The organism is Xanthomonas bromi, from assembly GCF_900092025.1.
Taxonomy (GTDB): Bacteria; Pseudomonadota; Gammaproteobacteria; order Xanthomonadales; family Xanthomonadaceae; genus Xanthomonas; species Xanthomonas bromi.
Map to the genome: position 1 here is coordinate 69,815 of NZ_FLTX01000042.1, position 21,091 is coordinate 90,905.

13 protein-coding genes and 1 pseudogene are annotated in these 21,091 nt (G+C 64.5%); 4 read left to right on the forward strand and 10 right to left on the reverse strand.

Going from position 1 to position 21,091, the window contains the following annotated elements; genetic code table 11:
- Positions 1–166: 166 nt before the first annotated feature.
- Entirely contained in the window at positions 167–2,935 is a 2,769-nt protein-coding gene (acnA, locus tag XBLMG947_RS14245; RefSeq protein ID WP_065469315.1) for an aconitate hydratase AcnA, read from the reverse strand.
- 147 nt (positions 2,936–3,082) lie between these two features.
- Here acnA and XBLMG947_RS14250 point away from each other — a divergent pair, with 147 nt between their 5' ends.
- From XBLMG947_RS14250 to XBLMG947_RS14265, 4 genes are all read left to right on the forward strand, one after another.
- A complete protein-coding gene (locus XBLMG947_RS14250) occupies positions 3,083–3,331 on the forward strand; it encodes an AbrB/MazE/SpoVT family DNA-binding domain-containing protein (RefSeq protein ID WP_016903180.1) in 249 nt (82 codons plus the stop codon).
- A complete protein-coding gene (locus tag XBLMG947_RS14255; protein ID WP_065469316.1) occupies positions 3,328–3,738 on the forward strand; it encodes a type II toxin-antitoxin system VapC family toxin in 411 nt (136 codons plus the stop codon). The genes XBLMG947_RS14250 and XBLMG947_RS14255 overlap by 4 nt, the downstream gene beginning before the upstream one ends.
- Before the next feature lie 64 nt (positions 3,739–3,802).
- Positions 3,803–6,394, forward strand: a complete 2,592-nt coding sequence (gene acnB / locus XBLMG947_RS14260) for a bifunctional aconitate hydratase 2/2-methylisocitrate dehydratase (protein ID WP_065469317.1) — start codon at positions 3,803–3,805, stop codon at positions 6,392–6,394.
- Positions 6,395–6,590: 196 nt separating this feature from the next.
- Positions 6,591–7,436, forward strand: a complete 846-nt coding sequence (locus XBLMG947_RS14265) for an alpha/beta fold hydrolase (RefSeq protein ID WP_065469318.1) — start codon at positions 6,591–6,593, stop codon at positions 7,434–7,436.
- Positions 7,437–7,841: 405 nt separating this feature from the next.
- On the opposite strand, the gene XBLMG947_RS14270 is transcribed toward XBLMG947_RS14265, so the two are convergent.
- The 9 genes and pseudogenes from XBLMG947_RS14270 to XBLMG947_RS23215 all read right to left on the reverse strand — a co-directional run bounded on the left by XBLMG947_RS14270 (position 7,842) and on the right by XBLMG947_RS23215 (position 20,504).
- On the reverse strand, positions 7,842–10,202 hold the full coding sequence (locus tag XBLMG947_RS14270) for an EAL domain-containing protein (protein WP_245228200.1): 2,361 nt from the start codon (positions 10,200–10,202) through the stop codon (positions 7,842–7,844).
- A 6-nt stretch (positions 10,203–10,208) separates the two neighbouring features.
- Positions 10,209–11,285, reverse strand: a complete 1,077-nt coding sequence (locus XBLMG947_RS14275; protein ID WP_065469319.1) for a protein-glutamate methylesterase/protein-glutamine glutaminase — start codon at positions 11,283–11,285, stop codon at positions 10,209–10,211.
- Entirely contained in the window at positions 11,282–11,878 is a 597-nt protein-coding gene (cheD, locus tag XBLMG947_RS14280; protein ID WP_042822251.1) for a chemoreceptor glutamine deamidase CheD, read from the reverse strand. The genes XBLMG947_RS14275 and cheD overlap by 4 nt, the downstream gene beginning before the upstream one ends.
- Positions 11,875–12,741: a CheR family methyltransferase gene (locus XBLMG947_RS14285; protein WP_065469320.1), complete on the reverse strand. Its 867-nt coding sequence runs from the start codon at positions 12,739–12,741 to the stop codon at positions 11,875–11,877. Before XBLMG947_RS14285 ends, cheD begins: the two co-directional genes overlap by 4 nt.
- 247 nt (positions 12,742–12,988) lie before the next feature.
- A complete protein-coding gene (locus XBLMG947_RS14290; RefSeq protein ID WP_065469321.1) occupies positions 12,989–15,364 on the reverse strand; it encodes a methyl-accepting chemotaxis protein in 2,376 nt (791 codons plus the stop codon).
- An 83-nt stretch (positions 15,365–15,447) separates the two neighbouring features.
- The gene (locus tag XBLMG947_RS14295) at positions 15,448–15,753 is read right to left on the reverse strand and encodes a hypothetical protein (protein WP_372167511.1); all 306 of its coding nucleotides are present in this window, start codon (positions 15,751–15,753) and stop codon (positions 15,448–15,450) included.
- A 381-nt stretch (positions 15,754–16,134) separates the two neighbouring features.
- Positions 16,135–16,617, reverse strand: coding sequence for a chemotaxis protein CheW (locus XBLMG947_RS14300; protein WP_002806488.1), 483 nt, complete (start codon positions 16,615–16,617; stop codon positions 16,135–16,137).
- A gap of 135 nt (positions 16,618–16,752) precedes the next feature.
- The gene (locus XBLMG947_RS14305) at positions 16,753–17,538 is read right to left on the reverse strand and encodes a flagellar brake protein (RefSeq protein ID WP_065469322.1); all 786 of its coding nucleotides are present in this window, start codon (positions 17,536–17,538) and stop codon (positions 16,753–16,755) included.
- Between the two features lie 373 nt (positions 17,539–17,911).
- A pseudogene (locus tag XBLMG947_RS23215) lies at positions 17,912–20,504 on the reverse strand (methyl-accepting chemotaxis protein).
- Positions 20,505–21,091: the final 587 nt, after the last annotated feature.

A 21,091-nucleotide genomic window follows, 5' to 3' on the forward strand; every position in this document is an offset into this window, starting at 1 on the left:
GGCGTCGAGTTAGTGTCCTCGTGCGCGCTGCGTTGCAGGTTCGGGCATGGTCGCCGCGTGGCAGAACGGAGCACACGTCGTCATCGTTGCACTACGACGCAGTGCCGCTTCCAAAACGACATTCCCGCCAGCAGGCGGGAATGTCGGAGCAACACGGGTGGCGGAATTACGCCGCCTTGCGTGCAGCCAGTTGGCGCAGCACGTACTGCAACAGGCCGCCGTGCTTGAAGTACTCCACTTCCTTCGGTGTCAGTAGCAGCACCTTGACCTGGAACTGCTTGACGCTGCCGTCGGACTTCTTCGCATCGACGGTGGCACGGCGGCTGGCGCCGTCCTGCAGGCCGGTGATGTCCAGCACTTCCGAGCCATCCAGGCCCAGCGTCTGCGCGTTTTCGTTCTCCAGGAACTGCAGCGGCAGCACGCCCATGCCGACCAGGTTGGAGCGATGGATGCGCTCGAAGCTCTCGGCGATCACCGCCTTGACCCCGAGCAGGTTGGTGCCCTTGGCCGCCCAGTCGCGCGACGAGCCGGTGCCGTATTCCTTGCCGGCCAGCACCACCAGCGGCACGCCGTCGGCCTTGTACTTCACTGCGGCGTCGTAGATCGCGAGCTTTTCCGGCTGGCCACCGTCGGCCGGGTAGTACAGCGTGTTGCCGCCTTCTTCGCCGCCGAACATCAGGTTCTTGATGCGGATGTTGGCGAAGGTGCCGCGCACCATCACATCGTCGTTGCCGCGGCGGCTGCCATAGCTGTTGAAGTCGGCCGGTTGTACGTCGCGCTCTTGCAGGAAGCGTCCTGCCGGCGAGTCCTTCTTGATGTTGCCGGCCGGGGAAATGTGGTCGGTGGTGATCGAGTCGCCGAACAGGCCCATGACGCGCGCGCCGTGCACGTCGTCCACGTTGCCCACCTGCATGGTCATGCCGTCGAAGTAGGGCGGGTTCTTGATGTAGGTCGAGGCCGCGTCCCATTCGTACAGCGCGCCATCCGGCGAGGCGATCGTGTTCCAGCGCGTATCGCCCTTGAACACGTCGGCGTAGTTCTGCTTGAACATCTCCGGGCCGACGGTGGCGGCGATGGTATCGCCGATTTCCTTGTTGCTGGGCCAGATGTCGCGCAGGTAGACCGGCTGGCCATCGCTGCCGGTGCCCAGCGGCTCGGTGGTCAGGTCGATGTCGGTGGTGCCGGCGATGGCATACGCCACCACCAGCGGCGGCGAGGCCAGGTAGTTCATTTTGACTTCCGGGTGCACGCGGCCCTCGAAGTTGCGATTGCCCGACAACACCGAGGTCACCACCAGATCGTCCTTGGCGATGGCGGCGGACACGTCTTCCGGCAGCGGGCCGGAGTTGCCGATGCAAGTGGTGCAGCCGTAGCCGACCACATAGAACCCGAGTTTTTCCAGATCGGCCAGCACGCCGGCCTTGCTCAGGTAATCGGTGACCACGCGCGAGCCCGGCCCGAGCGAGGTCTTGACCCACGGCTGCGCCTTCAGCCCTTTGGCCGCAGCATTACGTGCAAGCAGGCCGGCGCCGAGCATCACCGCCGGGTTGGAGGTGTTGGTGCACGAGGTGATGGCGGCGATGACCACCGAGCCGTCGCGCAACTGCCAGCCGGCGCCGCTGTCGGCCGCGCCTTCGGCATGCGCGGCCTTCGCGCCCACGGCGGTGCCGCCACCGCCTTCGTTCTTCAGTCGGTCTTCCTGCTTGAGATCGGTGAGCTTCTTGCTGCGTGCATCGGCAAACGGCTTGAGGCTTTCGCGGTAGTTGCGCTGCATGTCTTCCAGCAGTACACGGTCCTGCGGGCGCTTGGGGCCGGCCAGCGAGGGCTTGACCTCGCCCATGTCCAGTTCCAGCGTGGCGCTGTACTGCGCCGGCGGCGTGTTGGCGTCGTGCCACAGGCCCTGCGCCTTTGCGTAGGCTTCCACCAGCGCGATCTGCTCCTCGCTGCGGCCGGACAGGCGCAGGTAGGTCAGCGATTCTTCGTCGACCGGGAAGATGCCGCAGGTGGCGCCGTATTCCGGTGCCATATTGCCGATGGTGGCGCGGTCGGCCAGCGGCAGGTGCTGCAGACCTTCGCCGAAGAACTCGACGAACTTGCCCACCACGCCGGCCTTGCGCAGCATCTGCGTGACAGTCAACACCAGATCGGTGGCGGTGGCGCCTTCAGGCAGTTTGCCGGTGAGCTTGAAGCCCACCACCTGCGGAATCAGCATCGAAGAGGGCTGGCCCAGCATCGCGGCCTCGGCCTCGATGCCGCCTACGCCCCAACCGAGCACGCCGATGCCATTGATCATGGTGGTGTGGCTGTCGGTGCCGAACACGGTGTCCGGATAGGCGACCAGGCTGCCGTCCTTTTCTGCGCTCATCACCACGCGGGCGAGGTTTTCCAGGTTGACCTGGTGGACGATGCCGGTGTTGGGCGGCACCACCTTGAAGTTTTCGAACGCCTTCTGGCCCCAGCGCAGGAAGCCGTAGCGTTCCTGGTTGCGCTGGAACTCGATCTTGCCGTTGAGGTCGAGCGCGTCGGGTTTGCCGAATACGTCCACCTGCACCGAGTGGTCGATGACCAGTTCGGAGGGAATCTGCGGGTTGATCTGGTCGGCCTTGCCGCCGAGCTTGACTACCGCATCGCGCATCGCGGCCAGGTCCACCACGCAGGGCACGCCGGTGAAATCCTGCAGCACCACGCGCGCGGGCATGAAGGCGATTTCGATATCCGGTTCGGCCTTGGGGTCCCACTTGGCGACCGCTTCGATGTGGTCCTTGCCGACGGTTACGCCGCCGTCTTCGTGCCGGAGCAGATTCTCCAGCAGGATCTTCATCGAGTAGGGCAGGTGGGCGATATCGAAGCGCTCGCCCAGTTTGGGCAGGCTGTAGTAGTCGTAGCGCTTGCCGTGGACCTCGAACGAGGTGCGGGTGGAAAAGGAATCGCTCATGCATCACTCCTATGGCGTCGAAGGCTTTAGGTAGGCGCCCATTCTGAGCGATTCAGTGTGTACGCCCGGTGTGTCCGGAACGATCTGCCGGCTTGAGTACGACGTCCGAAGTACGTATCATGCGTGCATACTTTCTGGAGCATGCTCATGGAAGCCACCGTTGCCGAACGCGGACAGATCACCCTGCCCAAGGCCGTGCGCGATGCCCTGGGCCTGACCAAGGGCACCACGCTCAAGATCGAACTCGATGGTGGGCGCATCATCTTGCGCAAGGATGTCAGCGAGGCGCTGCGCAAGGTGCGCGGCAAGTTCAAGCTGGTCGATGGCCTGACCAGCACCGACGAGGCCATGCGCGCCATTCGCGGCCGCGCGCCCGGGGATCCGTTCGACCCATGATCGCCCTGGATTCCTCGGTATTGCTGGACATCCTCATCGGCGACCCGGTCTATGGCGAAGTGTCGGAAATCTGCATCGGCGATGCGCTGGCGCGCGATGAGGTCGTGGTCTGCGATGCGGTGGTGGCCGAAGTGCTGGCCATGCTGGACACCCAGGTCGACCTGATGGAAACCCTGGCCTCGATCGGGGTGCGTTATGAAGCCACACAGGAAGCGGCGGCGGTACGCGCCGGCCACATGAACAAGCGCTTCCGTGCACGCGGCGGCAAGCGCGAGCGGGTGGTGGCGGATTTTTTGATCGGCGCCCACGCGATGCTCCAGTGCGACGGGTTGATCACCCGCGACGAGGGCTTCTTCCGCGACTACTTCAAGGGCTTGAAGATCACCGCCCCCAAGCCCGTTGCCTGATCCACGCCTTCTGATCCACGTCTGACGTTTTACACATTCACCGCTGTCCTTTTGGAGAACTCGCATGTTGGAAGCCTATCGCCACCACGTTGCAGAGCGCGCCGCGCTCGGTATCCCGCCGCTGCCGCTGACCGCGCAGCAGACCGCCGAGGTCATCGAACTGTTGAAGGCGCCGCCGGCCGGCGAAGACGCCTTCCTGGTCGAACTGCTCAGCCAGCGCGTGCCGGCCGGCGTGGACGACGCCGCCAAGGTCAAGGCTTCATACCTGGCCGCCGTGGCCTTCGGCACCGAGAAGACCGCACTGATCAGCCCCACGCGTGCCACCGAGCTGCTCGGCACCATGCTGGGTGGCTACAACATCCAGCCGCTGATCGATCTGCTGGACAATGCCGAGCTGGGCGCCACCGCCGCCGAAGCGCTCAAGCACACCTTGCTGGTGTTCGATGCGTTCCACGATGTGCAGGAAAAGGCCGAAGGCGGTAATGCGCATGCCAAGGCCGTGCTGCAGAGCTGGGCCGACGCCGAGTGGTTCACCAGCAAGCCAGAAGTGCCGCAGAGCATGACCGTCACCGTGTTCAAGGTGCCGGGCGAAACCAACACCGACGACCTGTCGCCGGCCCCGGATGCGACCACGCGTCCGGACATCCCGCTGCACGCGCTGGCGATGCTCAAGAACAAGCGCGACGGCGCGGCGTTCGAGCCGGAAGAAGACGGCAGGCGCGGCCCGATCCAGGCCATCGCCGACCTCAAGGACAAGGGCCACCTGGTCGCTTATGTGGGCGACGTGGTCGGTACCGGTTCCTCGCGCAAGTCGGCGACCAACTCGGTGCTGTGGTGGACCGGCGAAGACATTCCGTACATTCCGAACAAGCGCTTCGGTGGCGTGTGCCTGGGCAGCAAGATCGCCCCGATCTTCTACAACACGATGGAAGACGCCGGCGCGCTGCCGATCGAGCTGGACGTGTCGCAGATGGAGCACGGCGACGTGGTCGAGCTGCGTCCGTACGACGGCAAGGCATTGAAGAACGGGCAGGTGATCGCCGAGTTCGCGATGAAGTCGGACGTGCTGTTCGACGAAGTGCGCGCCGGTGGCCGTATTCCGCTGATCGTTGGCCGTGGCCTGACCGCCAAGGCGCGCGAGTTCCTGGGCCTGCCGGCCTCGGACCTGTTCCGCCTGCCGATGGACCCGCCGGATACCGGCAAGGGCTTCTCGCTGGCGCAGAAGATGGTCGGCCGCGCCTGCGGTCTGCCGGAAGGCCAGGGTATGCGCCCGGGCACCTATTGCGAGCCGAAGATGACCTCGGTGGGTTCGCAGGACACCACTGGCCCGATGACCCGCGATGAGCTGAAGGACCTGGCCTGCCTGGGATTTTCGGCCGACCTGGTGATGCAGTCGTTCTGCCACACCGCCGCGTATCCGAAGCCGGTCGACGTCAGGACCCACCACACCTTGCCGGAGTTCATCTCCACCCGCGGCGGCGTGTCGCTGCGCCCGGGCGATGGCGTGATCCACAGCTGGCTCAACCGCATGCTGCTGCCCGACACCGTGGGCACCGGCGGCGATTCGCATACGCGTTTCCCGATCGGCATTTCGTTCCCGGCCGGTTCCGGCCTGGTGGCCTTTGCGGCCGCCACCGGCGTGATGCCGCTGGACATGCCCGAGAGCGTGCTGGTGCGCTTCAAGGGCGAGATGCAGCCGGGCGTGACCCTGCGCGACCTGGTCAACGCGATCCCGCTGTACGCGATCAAGGACGGCCTGTTGACTGTGGCCAAGCAGGGCAAGAAGAACATCTTCTCCGGCCGCATCCTGGAAATCGAAGGCTTGCCGAACCTGAAGGTGGAGCAAGCGTTCGAATTGTCCGATGCCTCGGCCGAGCGTTCGGCGGCCGGCTGCACCGTGCACCTGGACAAGGCGCCGATCATCGAATACCTGACCAGCAACATCACCCTGCTGCGCTGGATGATTGCCGAAGGCTACGCCGATGCGCGCACCCTGGGCCGCCGCATCAAGAAGATGGAAGAGTGGTTGGCCGATCCGCAACTGCTGCAGCCCGATGCCGACGCCGAATACGCGGCGGTCATCGAGATCGACCTGGCCGACATCCACGAGCCGATCGTGGCGTGCCCGAACGACCCGGACGACGTCAAAACGCTCTCCGAGGTGGCCGGTGCGGCAATCGACGAAGTGTTCATCGGTTCGTGCATGACCAACATCGGTCACTTCCGTGCTGCCGCCAAACTGCTGGAAGGCAAGCGCGATATCCCGACCCGCTTGTGGGTGGCACCGCCGACCAAGATGGACGCTTCCGAGCTGACCAAGGAAGGCCATTACGGCACCTTTGGCGCAGCCGGCGCGCGCATGGAAATGCCGGGCTGCTCGCTGTGCATGGGCAACCAGGCGCAGGCACGCGAGGGCGCCACGGTGTTCTCCACCTCGACCCGTAACTTCCCCAATCGCCTGGGCCGCAATACCAATGTGTACCTGGGTTCGGCGGAACTGGCGGCGATCTGCTCGCGTCTGGGCCGGATCCCGACCAAGGACGAGTACATGGCCGATGTGGGCGTGATCAAGACCAGTGGCGACCAGATCTACCGCTACATGAACTTCGATCAGATCCAGGAGTATCAGGACGTGGCAGAGACCGTCGCGGCCTGACCCGCTGCTGCAGTGATGCGTTTGACGAAATGCCCGGCACTGCCGGGCATTTCGCTTTTCGACCAACGACTTCGTGTTTTCGTCAGGGCGTCGGGCCTCAAAGCAAATACCAGATAACCGGATTGTGGCATTGCAACAAAAATCTGAAGTGCGCGGGTCTAGAGTCACGCCGCTCTACCACTGCCCGTTGATGCCCATGCCGACTTGCACGATCTCCGGTCAAACGCTGCACTACACGCAACACGGTCGCGGTTTTCCGGTGTTGCTTGGCCACAGTTATCTCTGGGACGCTGCGATGTGGGAGCCGCAGATCCAGGCGCTGTCGCAGCAGTACCGGGTCATCGTTCCCGAGCTATGGGGGCATGGGCAGTCAGGTCCGTTGCCGCACGGCACACAGCAGATCGGCGATCTTGCCCGGCAGATGCTGGCGCTGCTGGACGCACTGGAGTTGCCGCAGTGCGCTGTGGTGGGCCTGTCGGTGGGCGGCATGTGGGGCGCCGAGCTCGCCTTGATGGCGCCCGAGCGCGTGCGCAGCCTGGTGTTGATGGACACCTTCCTGGGCGCCGAGCCACCGGCCACGCGTGCGCGCTACTTCGGCCTGCTCGATGCGATCGAGACGCTCGGGCAGGTGACGCCTGAGCTGATCGAGGCCATCGTGCCGATCTTCTTCCGCCCCGGTATCGATCTGAGTTCGGCATTGCCGGCGGCCTTCGGGCAGCGTCTGGCGGCGATGTCGGCCGAGCAGTTGCGCGCATCGATCGTGCCACTGGGCCGGCTGATCTTCGGCCGAGCCGATCGACTGGACGCCCTGTCAGCGCTGGATCCGGCCAACACCTTCCTGCTCGGTGGCGCCGAGGACATTGCGCACCCGCCCGAAGAGCTGTGGATGATGGCCGAGGCAATCTGCTGCGATTACGACCTGATCCCGGACGCAGGCCATGTCGCCTCGCTGGAGAACCCGGCCTTCGTCAACGCGCAGTTGCTGGGCTGGCTGAAGCGGACGGTGGCTGAGACCGAAGTGGAGCTGAGGCGTGCGGGATGAGGGCATGGCCTCACCTGACGTGGGATGAGGCGCGTGGTTCCCTCTCAGCTCCTCTCTATTTTTTACTGACAGGAGAGGGGCTTAAAGCGCTCTCTCGCAACAGAGTCGCTTGAAGCACTGCAGGTGTTAGCGCTGCAGTTGTCAGGATGATGTTTCCCTTCTCCCGTCGGGACATTGTCCTTCTTTTCGCGGGACATTGTCCTTCTTTATGGAGGAGAAGGTGCCCGCAGGGCGGATGAGGCGTCTGCGCGATGCTTGGTTGGCCGTACCCTCACTCCAACCCTCTTCCGCAGGGAGAGGGGCTCGCAGCGCTCCCCGAAGGGGAGGGATTCATTACGTGCCATGCCACGGACTTCCTTTCCCGGCCGGGAAAGCGTTCGAGGCTGTGATCGTTCGGCGGTTGCGTTATGACGGTTGCGCGCCCAGCCAGGCCTCCAGTGCCGGGGCCGGTAGGGGCCGCGAGAACAGGTAGCCTTGCAGCACTTCGCAGCCCAGGTCGGCCAGGAACAGGCGCTGGGCCTCGTTCTCGACGCCTTCGGCCACCACGTGCTTGCGCAGATGCTCGCCGATGCGCAGTACCGAGGTGGTGAGCGCACGCGCGTCTTCGCTGTGTTCGATATCGCGCACGAAGCTCATGTCCAATTTGAGTTCGTCGATCGGCAGCCGATGCAGATGGCTCAGGCTGGAATAGCCGGTGCCGAAATCGTCCAGTGACAGCGAGATGCCGGCTTCGCGAATGGCATGCAGGTTTTCCAGCACGCCCGCTTGCCCGGACAGCATCACGCTTTCGGTCAGCTCCAGCGTCAGGTCCGAGGGCTGCACGCCCACCTCGTCGATGAGCCGGAGCAGATCCGACAGCATGCGCGGACTTTCGAAACCGCTGGCCGACAGATTCACCGAGACGCGTGCCACCGGCACGCCCCGCTGGCGCCAGTCGGCGACCTGCCGACACGCGCTGCGCAGTACCCAATCGTTGATCTGCGGCATCATGCCTTGCTCTTCGGCCACTGGTAAAAACCGTGCCGGCGACACCGCGCCGAGTTGCGGATGATTCCAGCGCAGCAGCGCTTCCACGCCATACAAGCTGTGTGGCGCGGCGCTGTGCATCTGCGGCTGGTAATGCAGTTGCAGCTGATCGCGTCCGATGGCCTGGCGCAGCTCCGCTTCCAGCGCCACGCGTTCCTGCGCCATGCGGTTCATGTCCGAACTGAAGAAGCGGAAACGCCCGCCGCCTTCCTTCTTGGCGCGGTTCATCGCCAAATCGGCGTGGCGCAACAGGATGTTGATCTCGCGGCCGTCTTCGGGAAACATCGCCACGCCGATACTGGCCGACGAATGCACGGTCATGTGGCCAACCGGCAGCGGGCTGGCGATGCTCACCAGCAAACGCTCGGCGGCGGCACTGGCCTGCTCCGCGCTGCATTGCGGCAGCGCCAGTGCGAATTCGTCGCCCGACAGGCGCGCCAGCATCGCCGTGGCGGTGAGCTGGTCGTTGATGCGCAAGGCGATATCGCGCAACAACCCATCGCCTGCGGCGTGACCCTGGCTGTCGTTGATGAGTTTGAAACGGTCGATGTTGATGAACATCAACGCCGCCGGTTCGCCGGCGTATTCGGCCTGCGTCAGCGCCTGCTCGGCGCGTGCGCTGAACATGATGCGGTTCGGCAGGCCGGTGAGCGTGTCGTAGAACGCCAGTTGGTGCACGCGCTGGCGGATTTGCTCGCGTTCCAGCGCCAGCGTGCACAACTGCTGACACAAATTGGTCAGGCGCATATGCCAGGCATCGGCACGCTGGGGCTTGCGGTAATACAGCGCAAAAGTGCCGAGCACGCGCGTGCTATTGGAGCGGATCGGCGTGCTCCAGCAGGCGCGCAAGCCCATCTGTAACAGCGTGTCGCGATACGGCGCGAACAACGGGTCGGTGGCGATGTCTTCCACCATCACCGCGCGGCCACGCCAGGCAGCGGTGCCGCAGGCGCCCGCGCCCGGACCGATCTTCAAGCCGTTGACCGCATCGGCGTATTCGGGCGGCAGGCTGGGCGCAGCTAGCGAATGCAGGTGGCCTTGATTGTCCGCACTCATCACCGTGGCCAGTACGTCCGGTGCGATGCGTTCGACCTCGGTGCAGATCAGCGTCATCACCTCGATCAACGGGCGTTCCTGCACCAAGGCTTCCAGCACGCGGTGTTGTAGCACCTCGTGCATCTTGGTGTCGGTGATGTCGGTCAGCACCGCCACGTAATGCGAGGGAGCGTGGTTGGCGTCGTAGATCGGGTTGAAATTGAGCGAGATCCACAGCGGCGTGCCGTCCTTGCGGTACACCAGCAGGTCGGCGCGGGTGTGCTGCAGGGCATCGGCGCGATCGCGCAAACGGGCAACTTCGTCCTGGTCGCTCTGCGCGCGGGTCAAGACATCCGAAGGGCGGCGACCGACCACCTCGGCTTCGGTATAGCCGAACATGCGCTGGAAGCCGTCATTGGCATACAGCAGGCGCGATTGCAGATCGCAGATAAGAATGCCGCTGCTGCTGCCATCCAGCGCTTCCGCCAGCAAGCGCGAACGGCGCTGCTCGGGATGCTCGCCGTCCTTGGCCATGCCGGCGGTGACCGGGCCGGGCCTGATCAGGCCGGTGCCTGGCGTGTTCGCATGGGCCGGCGCAGCCGTCTCCGGCGTGCGATCGACCGCCGCGTCCGCAATGGCGCCCGTCGAGCTTTCCGGTGCCGGTGGAAGCGTCGGATCGGTCGGGTGCGAGGGAGGGGCGGTCATGCGGGATCAGCGCGCCTGCGCCGACAGCGCGAGCAGACGCTCGGCCACGCGGTCCAGCGGCACCACTTCCTGCGCGGCGCCGAGTTTGTAGGCCGCACCGGGCATGCCCCAGACCACGCTGCTGGCTTCGTCCTGCACCAGCGTAGGCGCACCGGCCTGCAGCATTTCCAGCAAGCCGCGCGCGCCGTCGTCGCCCATGCCGGTGAGGATGGCGCCGACCGCATTCGGGCCGGCATTGGCGGCAACGGAGCGGAAGAGCACGTCGACGGCCGGCTTGTGGCGATTGACCGGCGGGCCATCGTCGATGCGGCAGCGCCAACGCGCACCGTCGCGAATGATGCGCAGATGCTGGCCGCCCGGCGGCAGGTACGCGTGGCCGGGGAGTATCGCTTCGCCGTCGGTGGCTTCGCGCACCGACATGGCGGAATGGCGGTTGAGGCGTTCGGCGAATGCGGTACTGAAACTGGCAGGCAGGTGCTGTGTCATCACCACCGCCGGCGCATCGGCGGGCATGTGTTCGAGCACCACGCGCAGCGCTTCGGTACCGCCGGCGGAGGCGCCGATGGCGATCAGGCGGTCGGTGGTGCGAAAGCGCAGCGCGCTGCCGGGCACCGGCGCCGACTGCATGTCGAGCGTGACCTTGGGCGCGCTCGGGCGGTTGAGTGCGCTGACTTTGGCTTTGGCGGCCATCTTGACCTTGCTGACGATTTCTTCGCCATAGCCTTCCAGCCCGCGTGCGACGTCGATCTTGGGCTTGGAGACGAAATCCACGGCGCCCAGCGACAAGGCCTGCAGCGTGGTGTCGGCGCCGCGCTCGGTCAGCGATGAAATCATCACCACCGGGGTCGGGCGCAGGCGCATCAGGTTTTCCAGGAATACCAGGCCGTCCATGCGCGGCATTTCCACATCCAGCGTAATCACGTCCGGGTTGAGGCGCTTGATCTTTTCGCGCGCCAGCAACGGATCTGCGGCGGAGCCGACCACTTCGATGCCGGCATCGCGCGAGAGGATTTCGGTCAGCATCTGACGCACGACCGCCGAATCGTCGACGATCAACACACGCACAGGAGTTTCCAGCGTCATTCGAACAACTCCACTCCACCGGTGACCGGTGCTTTGGACAGACGGGCGCGCACGGCCGATTCGGTGGCGGCGACTTCGGCCTCGTGTGCATGCGGCAGACGCTGCACGACGACGCGGCCGGTCGTCGCGAAGAACCACACCTTGCGCGGATGGATGCCGCACAGATCTTCGGCGATGATGGGAATGTGTTCGGCTTGCAGGTACTGGCGTACGAATTCGGCGTTGCGGGTACCGACCGGGTTGCTGGTGAAACCCTTGAGCACGTTGGCGCCACCGAAGACTTTGGCTTCGATGCGTTTGCGATGCGCGCCGCGTTTGAGCATGTCGTTGATCAGCAACTCCATGGCATAACTGCCGTAGCGCGCGGGTGCGCCATCGCCGACCTGGCCTTCCGGCAACAGAAAGTGGTTCATGCCGCCGATCTTGAGCACCGGGTCGCGCAGGCAGGCCGCAACGCACGATCCCAATGTGGTCGTCAACGCGGTGTCGTCGTCCACCACCAGGTACTGCGTGGGCAGCAGTTTGGCAGCGATGGTCTGGAACCGCGAATCGCGGTAGCGCATGACGTCGTCGACTTGCACGGCGGTACTCATGCAGAGGCTCCCGCGCGCGGTGCGCGCCGATACAGCGTGCGCCCGCACGGCTGGATCAGGTCGGCCGCGTGCAGGTAGTTCTCCGAGTGCCCGGTGTAGAGCAGGCCGTCGTCGCCCATGTGGTTGACCAGGCGCGACAGGATGCCGCGCTGGGTGGGCTTGTCGAAATAGATCATCACGTTGCGGCAGAACAGCGCCGCATACGGGCCGCCGACATCGTAACGTGGCGCCAGCAGATTCAACTGTTTGTATTCGATGAGCTGGCGCAGCGCCGGAATCACCCGGCACTTGCCTTCGTTGGGGCCGCTGCCGCGCTGGAAATACTTGCGCTTGATCGACGCATCCAGCGAGGCGACGCGGTCGATGGCATAGACGCCGCGCGAGGCGGTTTCCAGCACCTGGGTGTCGACGTCGGTGGCGATGATGCTCACCGGCGGGGTCAGCGAGCCGAAAGCTTCGCAGGCGGTGATGGCGATGGAGTACGGCTCCTCACCGGTGGAGGCGGCGCACGACCAGATCTTCAATGGCGCCTGCGAGGCGCGCTTTTGCAGTTCTTCGCGCAGCTTGTCGAAGTGGTGCGGCTCGCGGAAGAACGAAGTCAGGTTGGTGGTCAGCGCGTTGGTGAACGCCTGCCATTCTTCTTCGTCGTTGCCGGCCTCGAGCTGGTCGAGATAGTCGCGGAACGAGCGCAGGCCGAGCACGCGCAGCCGCCGCGACAGGCGCCCGTACACCATGTCGCGCTTGGCCGGAGCCAGCGCGATGCCGACGCGTTGGTAGATCAGGTCGCAAACGCGCTTGAAGTCGCGGTCGCCGAAATCGAATTCGCGTGTGTCTGAAGCGGGAGTCGTAGTCGTCATATCCATACGCGTCGTGAGCTATAACTGGATATCGGCCACGTAGCCGCGCAACTGAAGCACTAATGCGTGGATTGCGCACACTTGGGTTCAGTGGGGCCTGCGATGGGGGCAGGGGACCGCGTTTGCCGGCCGCTGCGAGCCAGACGCAGCCAGTCATGCATTCGCTGGCATAGCGCGATGGGGCGACGCAGACGCATCGCCCAGATGCACAACGCCCCGGCAGTGCCGGGGCGTTGTGGGGGACAGCGATGAATCAGAACTCTTGCCAGTTACCGTCGGCCAGCGCAGCCTGCGAAGTGCCAGGCCGCGACGCTGCTGCCCGCGCCACCGGCTTGGCGGCGCTTTTGACTGCAACCGGCCGTGAGGCGATCGGCCTCATCCGTGCGGTCTGCGCAACCTGCGCAGCCGATTCGTCCAGCTTGAACACCGACACCGCTTCGGCCAGGTGACCGGCCTGCTCTTCCATCGAGCGGGCGGCAGCGGTGGCTTCTTCCACCAGCGCAGCATTCTGCTGGGTGGTTTCGTCCATCTGGGTGATGGTCTGGTTGACCTGCTCGATCCCGGAAGACTGCTCCTGCGAGGCGGCGGAAATCTCGCCCATGATGTCGGTCACGCGCTGCACGCTGGCCACGATGTCGGCCATGGTGGCGCCGGCCTTGCGGACCAGTGCCGAGCCTTCGGCCACCTTGTGCACGGAGTCGTCGATCAAACCCTTGATCTCCTTCGCCGCACCGGCCGAACGCTGTGCCAGCGTACGCACTTCCGATGCCACCACGGCGAAGCCGCGGCCCTGTTCGCCGGCACGTGCGGCTTCCACCGCTGCATTCAAGGCCAGGATATTGGTCTGGAAGGCAATGCCGTCGATGACGCTGATGATGTCGGCGATTTTCTTGGACGAGGCTTCGATGCCGGACATGGTGGTGACCACCTGCGACACCACGTCGCCGCCTTGCGAGGCCACGCCGGTGGCGCCGATGGCAAGCTGGTTGGCCTGACGGGCGCTTTCGGCGTTCTGCTTGACGGTGGAGGTGAGCTCTTCCATCGAGGCCGCGGTTTCTTCCAGATTGGCAGCCTGCTGCTCGGTACGGTGCGACAGGTCGCTGTTGCCCGAGGCGATTTCGCCAGCGGCCGAATTGATCGCACTGGACGACAGCTTGATGCGCCCGACGATGTCGGCCAACTGCTCGGCGGTGGCATTGGCATCGTCGCGCATCTGCGCGAACACACCGCTGAACTCACCATGCATGCGCACGGTCAGGTCGCCACGCGACAGCGCGGACAACAGTGCCGAGATCTGCTCCAGGCTGCCGGCATTGGCGTCCAGCAGGCCGTTGAGCTGCTGCGCCAGCTGCAGGAAGAACCCCTGCTTGCCATCGGTTTCCACGCGGCCGCTCATGTCGCCGCTGGCAGCGGCACGCACGATCCGGGCGACTTCTTCTTCGACCTGGACTTCGATGGTGCGGTCGCGCCATTCGCAGACATCGCCGGTGCTTTCGCCCTGCTCGTTCTTGATGACGGTGACGGTCTGCGTCATCACAAACTCGCCGTAGCGCTCTTCGAAGCTGGTGATACCGTCGCGTTCCAACGCTGCGATGGCGTTGCGCACGGTCGGTTCGGGCAGGCCGAGATAGCTGATGTGCTGGCCGATGATCTTGCTGGCTTCAAAATCGGGCGAGGACAGACGGATGCTGCCTTCGTAATGCGCGATCAGCTTCTGGAACGCCTCGTTGGCGTAGATCATGACCCGATCGGTGTCGGTGATGAAGGTGCCGGTCGAGGACTTGTCCAGTGCGGTACGGATACGCAGGTTTTCGTCGGCGATGGTGCGATCGCGTTCGATGCGCTCCTTCAGGCCGCGCTGCATGCGCTGCATGGAGCGCATCAACTCGCCCACTTCGTCCCGGCCCTGCGCGTTGATCTGGCCGTCCAGCTTGCCGCCGGCGATTTCGGTGGCGGTGGTGACCGCGCCGCGCATGCTCTTGACGATGGAGCTGGCGAACAGGAACGCCAGCCCCAGGCCGCCAGCGATGCCGATCAGCAGCACCATCACGGTCAGCGAGACGGACGTGGCGTGGACCTTTTCGGCCTTGGTCTTGGCAGCCTGCGCGAGCAGGTTGTCTTCGGCGATCAACGCAGCCAGCGAATCCTTGGCCTTGTTGTGCAGGGTGCGGGTCTCGCCGACGAAGGTGTCGACGGCGTCATCGGGCAGATTCAGCTCGATCATTTCATCGACGCTGGCGTAGGAGGCCGAGGCCTTCTTCCAGTCGGCCACGAACACGTCGAAGAGTGTTTTCTGCTGCGGGCTTTCGATCAGGCGGGTGTAACCCTTGATCGTTGCTTCGATTTCGCCGTTGAGCCGCTTGGCGCGGACCTTGGCTTCCTGCTTGACCGCATCGCTGGCGCGCACCAGGTTTTGATAAGACGCATTCCGGTATTCGCCGAGCATGCCGCGCAGATCGCCTGCTTCGCGCACGCTGGACATGGTATTGCCGGCCAGATCGCGGGTCACGTTATTGAGCGAGGCGAGACCCGAATAGGCGATGATGCCCTGGACGAGCATGATCAGCAGCACGATGCCGAACGCCAGCATCAGCTTGGGCATCAATTTCAGATTGTTGATCCATTGCATTGACACGATTCCCCGTAGAAGTCAGTCCGCATAGCCGCAACAGCACATCGCCACGCGCGAGGGCGTGGCGATGGACGAGGCGATTACTTGATGGTGGCGAGCTTCAGGCTGGCCGGGGAGCTGACTTCGATTTCGGCACGCGAACTGTCGCGCTGGATCTTGCCGAGGACGCACACGTCCTTACCTTCGAGCGTTTCCGGGGCGAAGCTGAACTTGCCGCGGTTGGCGCCGTCGATGCGTGCGGAGAAGGTGTGGCGCGGGAACATGCCGCCCATGTACAGGAAGGTGGGTTCGCCTTCCGAGCTTTGCGCGTACTTGGCCTTTTCGACCTTGCCGCACACCATGCCGTCCTTGCCGACGAAGCGCGTCGCCATTTCCGGCGGAATCATTTCCTGCGACTGAGCCGAGAGCGAGGGAGCGACGATCACGAGAGCAGCGACGGGGAGGAGCGAGAGCAGGAATTTCACAGGGATTCTCCAGAAATCAAAAGTCGAACGGTGACCCGTTATGTGGACGCGGGCTTCCATTCAGCTATCGGCTAGCCGCCGTTCAACTTGAATCCAGAAAACGCGATTTGAATCACATTTCACAAGAGTGGGGTGTCGCCTGTAGGGACGCTCCCGACACGCGATAGTCGTAGATGGGCTGACCTATAACGCGTTGCGGCTGTCGCAGCGGTGGGTGGGTGCAGGGCGGCGGGTCGTAGACCCTCGCTCCCGCACACCTCCACCGCTGCGACGACCGCAGGCGAGGTAGCTCAGTCGCCTGACTCAGGCGGCTTCTTCGACCAGTTGCTGACCCAGCTCGGTGCTGTCCAGCAGGGTTTCGATATCCAGCAGGATCAACATGCGATCGTCCTGGGTGCCGATCCCCGAGATGAAACGGGTGTCGACCGCAGCGCCGAACTCGGGCGTGGGGCGGATCTGGTCATCGTTGAGCGGGATCACGTCGGAAACGCTGTCAACGACGATGCCGACGACGCGGTCTTCGACGTTGAGCACGATCATCACGGTGAAGGCGTCGTAGCGCGCTTCTTTCAGGCGCAGCTTCAGACGCAGGTCGATCACCGGCACGATGGTGCCGCGCAGGTTGATCACACCCTTGATGTAGTCGGGCGCGTCGGGCAGACGGGTGACCGAATCGTAGCCGCGGATTTCCTGCACTTTCAGGATGTCCACGCCGTAGTGTTCTTCGCCCAAAGCGAAGCTGAGGAATTCACCACCGGTGCCGGTGGCAGTGCTTTTATCGTTCATGGAAACTCCGGGCGTTGCGGCTAAGTGTCAGGTTGCGGCAGGACTGCGGCAGCAGAGACGGATGAGGGATGCCCTAGCAACATCGGCGGGGTGGGCCGCAACTTTAGGTGCCGGCCCCGCGTGGTGCGGGAGGGTTCAGAACACGCCGCTCTTGCGCGCGTTGCGCTGGCGGTCGACGCGGAAGATATAGCGCTGGATGGTTTCGTCGGCACCGCGCGGCAGGTCGCTGAACTGCATGCCGATGCGGAAGCCTTCGCTGCCGTTGGGCAGGGTCTGCTTGTACTGGCTGCACACCGTGAGCGGTAGCGTGATGGGCGCAGTGTCGGGCAATTGCAGGAGGCAGTTGCGGTAGGTGCGGTTCGGTTCGAGCAACGGCATGCCGTCGGTGAGAGACACCGCCAGGCCGCCGCTGCTGATGTCGATGACGCGTAGTTGCAGATTGAGCGCTTCGCCCTGTGTGGTTTCCTCGCGGATGGTGCAGATGGGCGAATCGGTGATTGGGGTTTCCAGCCGGTACGATTCGCGCCGTTGCATGTGGTACAGGGCGTCGGGCAGGTCGGCGCGAAAAGCGACGTGGATGTCTCGCTCGATCCGCTCGACCTTTTCCAGGCGGAAGCGGATGTTGACCCGTTCCAGTTGGGCATAACACAGCAGGTATTTGGCGCCTTCGATGGCGCGGTTGGAGGCCTCGTTATGGCTGCCGTCCAAGATCACGCAGTCGTCGTCCTCGTCCACGTCCAACACGGCGGTGGGCACGGCCAAGTCGCGTCCGGCCACATGCATGGTCACGACGGCGCGTTGGTCGAGTAGCTGGCGCAGCAATCCGCGGATCTGCCGCTTGTTGCGCAGCAGGTAGCGTTCGTCACCTTCGGGAAGGTGATCGGTGTTGTGGTCCAGCTCTGAGGTATCGCCTTGGGACATGGGCACAGGCACAGTGGAAGCGGGAAGGCGCCAGACGGGTTCTCCCGGCGTCGCCTTGATATCGGCGGCATAGCCAAATCTTTAAGGCGGCTGACAAAACCCTTGCGACGAGGTCTTGCGACGGCGAGCGGGAAGAACCCGGCGAGCGGGTCGATGCGCATCGTGTCGGCGAGCTACCGGCACCGCTCCAGCGGTGTCTTCGCTCTTCAATGAAGTCACCAACACACTGTCTGCTGCGGTGTCCTTGCCGCTTGCGGGATCGTTGATGGGCTGGATGCCGCCATCGAGACTGTCAGGATGTCCTTGCAGCGTGTCTGGCGAGCGGCGAGGGCACGACGCCCTCGACGCTGCTGCAAGACCTCGTCGTGCCGTCTCAGCTGTAGGCGTGGCGTGCATTGGCCAACAGGGTGCTCAGACGGTCCTGCGGCTCCAGGCGGAACACGGCAACCGCATCGACCAACTGAGCCGCCTGGTCCTCCATCGAGCGCGCTGCGGCCGTGGCTTCTTCCACCAGCGCGGCATTTTGCTGGGTGGTTTCGTCCATCTGGGTCACGGTCTGGTTGACCTGGATGATGCCGGCTGCCTGTTCGCGCGACGCGCTGGTGATCTTGCCCATGATGTCGGTCACACGCTGCACCGCGCCGACGACCTGCTGCATGGTGCTGCCGGCTTCGGAGGCCAGTGCAGCGCCGTTGCCGATGCGGGTCACCGAGTCTTCGATCAGGTGCTTGATTTCCTTGGCCGCGCTGGCCGAGCGCGGCGCCAGGGTGCGGACTTCCGAGGCGACCACGGCAAAGCCGCGGCCCTGTTCGCCGGCACGCGCCGCTTCCACCGCCGCGTTCAAGGCCAGGATGTTGGTCTGGAAGGCGATGCCGTCGATGACGCTGATGATCTCGGCGATCTTCTTGGACGAGGTATCGATGTCGGCCATGGTGGTGACCACGCGGTTCACCACATCGCCGCCCTTTGCCGCCACGCCGGCAGCATCCAGCACCAGGCGATTGGCCTGGTCGGCGTTGTCGGCGTTCTGCTTGACGGTGGCGGTGAGCTCTTCCATCGACGCAGCGGTTTCTTCAAGCGCGGCCGCCTGTTGTTCGGTGCGACGCGACAGGTCGCCATTGCCGGTGGCGATTTAGGTGGCGGCCGAATTGATCGTCAGCGAGGAGTCCTTGATGCGGCGCACGATGCCGGCCAGCTGGTCGGTGGTGGCGTTGGCGTCGTCGCGGATGGTGGCGAAGCTGCCTTGCAGCTCGCCGTCCATGCGGGCGGTCAAATCGCCGTGCGACAGCGACGAAAGCAGGGCCGAGACGCGCGATAGTCCGTCTGCGTTGTTGTCCAGCAAGGTGTTGAGCTGTTGGGCCAGCAGCAACAGGAAGCCTTGCTTGCCGCGGATGTCGATCCGTTCGCTCAGGTCGCCGGCGGCGGCGGCCTCCACCGCGTGCGCGACCTCCTGTTCCACCTGGACTTCCTGGGTACGGTCGCTCCATTCGACCACATAGCCCATGCGCTCGCCGGTGGCAGCCACGACGGGGCTGACCACTTCCTGCACGATGCGGCCACCAATCTCGATCTGAGCGGTGTGGGTGCTCTTGAGTTGCTCCAGCAGGCGTGCCTGCTCGGGGTTGCGATGGAACTGGTCGATGCGGGTCGTGCTCAATGCCGTGGCATCGAAGTCGGGCAGGTCGTGCCGTACGCGGTCCTGCATCTCGGAAAGCATGCGCTGCAGCGGGCGATTGACGTAGATAATGCGGCGGTCGGCGTCGGCGATCATCACGTTGGTGCTGACGTCGTCCAACGCGGTGCGCACGCGCAGTGCTTCGCTGGCGATCAGGTGGTCGCGTTCCAGGCGTGCGCGCAGGTCGTCGCGCATGGTGCGTGCGTTGAGCAGCAGGCGGCCGAGTTCGTCGTGCCGGTCGATCTCGATGGGGTTGTCCAGGCGACCGGCAGCCACGTCGCCGAGCACGCGTTCCACTGTCAGCAGCGGGCGGGTGACCATCTTGCGCGCGGCGACGAACACCACCGCGATACACAGCGCCAGCACCACCAGCGAGAACAGCAGCATGCTGCCCATCAGCGCATCCAGCGGGCCGTCGATGGCGCTGCGCGGCTGCGCGCCGATCACTGCCCACTGCCACGGCGCGCTGTGCGGTGACTTCGAACGCCTGGCTGGCCCCCTTGGCATCGCGCAGTTGCAGGTTGGCGCCAGGCTGCTTGCCGTCCAGCACTGCCTGCAACAGCGCCTGCTGTCCGGCCGGTACCAGCGCCGCCAACGTGGCCGGGGTGCCCGGCGGGCCCGCGATGACCTGGCCCTGGTGATCACCCGGCGCCATGTCGACGATGACGAAATAGCCGTCCTGGCCCAGTTTGGTGGTGCGGACCTGGGCCTTGAGCGCGGCCAGGCCCTGGGTGTAGTTGCGCCCGACGAACAGCGCGCCGATCAACCCGCCGGCGGCATTACGCAGCGGCTGGTAGTGGGTCATGTACTGCTCGCCGAACAGCTGCGCCTGGCCGGTGAAGGCCTTGCCTTGCGACAGCGCGGCATAGGCCTTGCCCTTGCGATCCAGCAAGGTGCCGATGACGCGTTGGTTCTGCTTGTTGCGCAGCGAGGTGGTGATGCGCACGAAGTCGTCGCCGGTACGCGCGAAGATCGTGGCGACGCCGCCGGTCGCCTTGGCAAAGCGGTCGACTGCGTCGAAATGGAGATTCAGCGCCTGCTTGCCGGCGCGCAGCGACGGGGTGTTCTGCTCGCCGATGGCGACGGTGCTGGCGCGATCGAGTTCGCGCGCACCGGTGGGAAGCATGTCGTCGAAGACGCTGCCCAGGCGCAGAGTGCCCTCGCTGAGGGTGACGTCGTACATCGCCACCGACTGCTGCATCAGCCGGGTGCTGGAGCGCAGTTCGGCCTTGCCCTGCGATTCGATGTCGCCAGCGGACTGGCGGTAGATGGCCAGGGCCAGCGGGCCCAGCTAACTGGCGATGACCAGAGTGAGCAGTGCGGAGAGCCGCGTTCCGACCGATAGGCGGTTGAATGAATGCATGAGGGATCGACCTTGCCCGGGGGAGGGCGTTACGAATGCGTGAGCTGAATAGGGGCTGTTTATGCCAAAAATTGATTGCTTCTTTTGAAATCAGCACAAAATTGGGCAGCGCATTCACTATTAGGCCGTTGAAAGCGGTTTGGGGCGGTGAGCGGTCCGTTGTGAATTGTAAGTTCTGGGTGAAATCTGGATGGCGTGCGGGCTTGGACGGACCGGTGCGGCTCGCATAACGCTGACCTTGCTGCGCGTCCCGGCCGAGATGCTGGGCAGCCAGCACGACGGCGACGCAGCCGCCAAGCGATCGCGGCTCGGAATCGTACTCCTCGGCATCGGTTGCTGCACGCGGTCCCCGTCTGAGGACGGCTCATGACGTTCGGTCGGTGGCCTGCAGGGGACAGAAGCAAAAAAAGGCCGCTTCCCCTCGCAAGGGAAGCGGCCCATAAGATCTGCGGAGCGCGGATCAAAGACTCTCGAATCGTTCTGTGTTGCTGACAACGGTGGTGCGTGAAACGTGC

What these genes read in the sequence shown, in the direction of transcription:
- acnA (WP_065469315.1), bottom strand. Translation starts at nt 2,935, where the DNA reads ATGAGCGATTCCTTTTCCACCCGCACCTCGTTCGAGGTCCACGGCAAG.
- XBLMG947_RS14250 (WP_016903180.1), top strand. Translation starts at nt 3,083, where the DNA reads ATGGAAGCCACCGTTGCCGAACGCGGACAGATCACCCTGCCCAAGGCC.
- XBLMG947_RS14255 (WP_065469316.1), top strand. Translation starts at nt 3,328, where the DNA reads ATGATCGCCCTGGATTCCTCGGTATTGCTGGACATCCTCATCGGCGAC.
- acnB (WP_065469317.1), top strand. Translation starts at nt 3,803, where the DNA reads ATGTTGGAAGCCTATCGCCACCACGTTGCAGAGCGCGCCGCGCTCGGT.
- XBLMG947_RS14265 (WP_065469318.1), top strand. Translation starts at nt 6,591, where the DNA reads ATGCCGACTTGCACGATCTCCGGTCAAACGCTGCACTACACGCAACAC.
- XBLMG947_RS14270 (WP_245228200.1), bottom strand. Translation starts at nt 10,202, where the DNA reads ATGACCGCCCCTCCCTCGCACCCGACCGATCCGACGCTTCCACCGGCA.
- XBLMG947_RS14275 (WP_065469319.1), bottom strand. Translation starts at nt 11,285, where the DNA reads ATGACGCTGGAAACTCCTGTGCGTGTGTTGATCGTCGACGATTCGGCG.
- cheD (WP_042822251.1), bottom strand. Translation starts at nt 11,878, where the DNA reads ATGAGTACCGCCGTGCAAGTCGACGACGTCATGCGCTACCGCGATTCG.
- XBLMG947_RS14285 (WP_065469320.1), bottom strand. Translation starts at nt 12,741, where the DNA reads ATGGATATGACGACTACGACTCCCGCTTCAGACACACGCGAATTCGAT.
- XBLMG947_RS14290 (WP_065469321.1), bottom strand. Translation starts at nt 15,364, where the DNA reads ATGCAATGGATCAACAATCTGAAATTGATGCCCAAGCTGATGCTGGCG.
- XBLMG947_RS14295 (WP_372167511.1), bottom strand. Translation starts at nt 15,753, where the DNA reads ATGATTCCGCCGGAAATGGCGACGCGCTTCGTCGGCAAGGACGGCATG.
- XBLMG947_RS14300 (WP_002806488.1), bottom strand. Translation starts at nt 16,617, where the DNA reads ATGAACGATAAAAGCACTGCCACCGGCACCGGTGGTGAATTCCTCAGC.
- XBLMG947_RS14305 (WP_065469322.1), bottom strand. Translation starts at nt 17,538, where the DNA reads ATGTCCCAAGGCGATACCTCAGAGCTGGACCACAACACCGATCACCTT.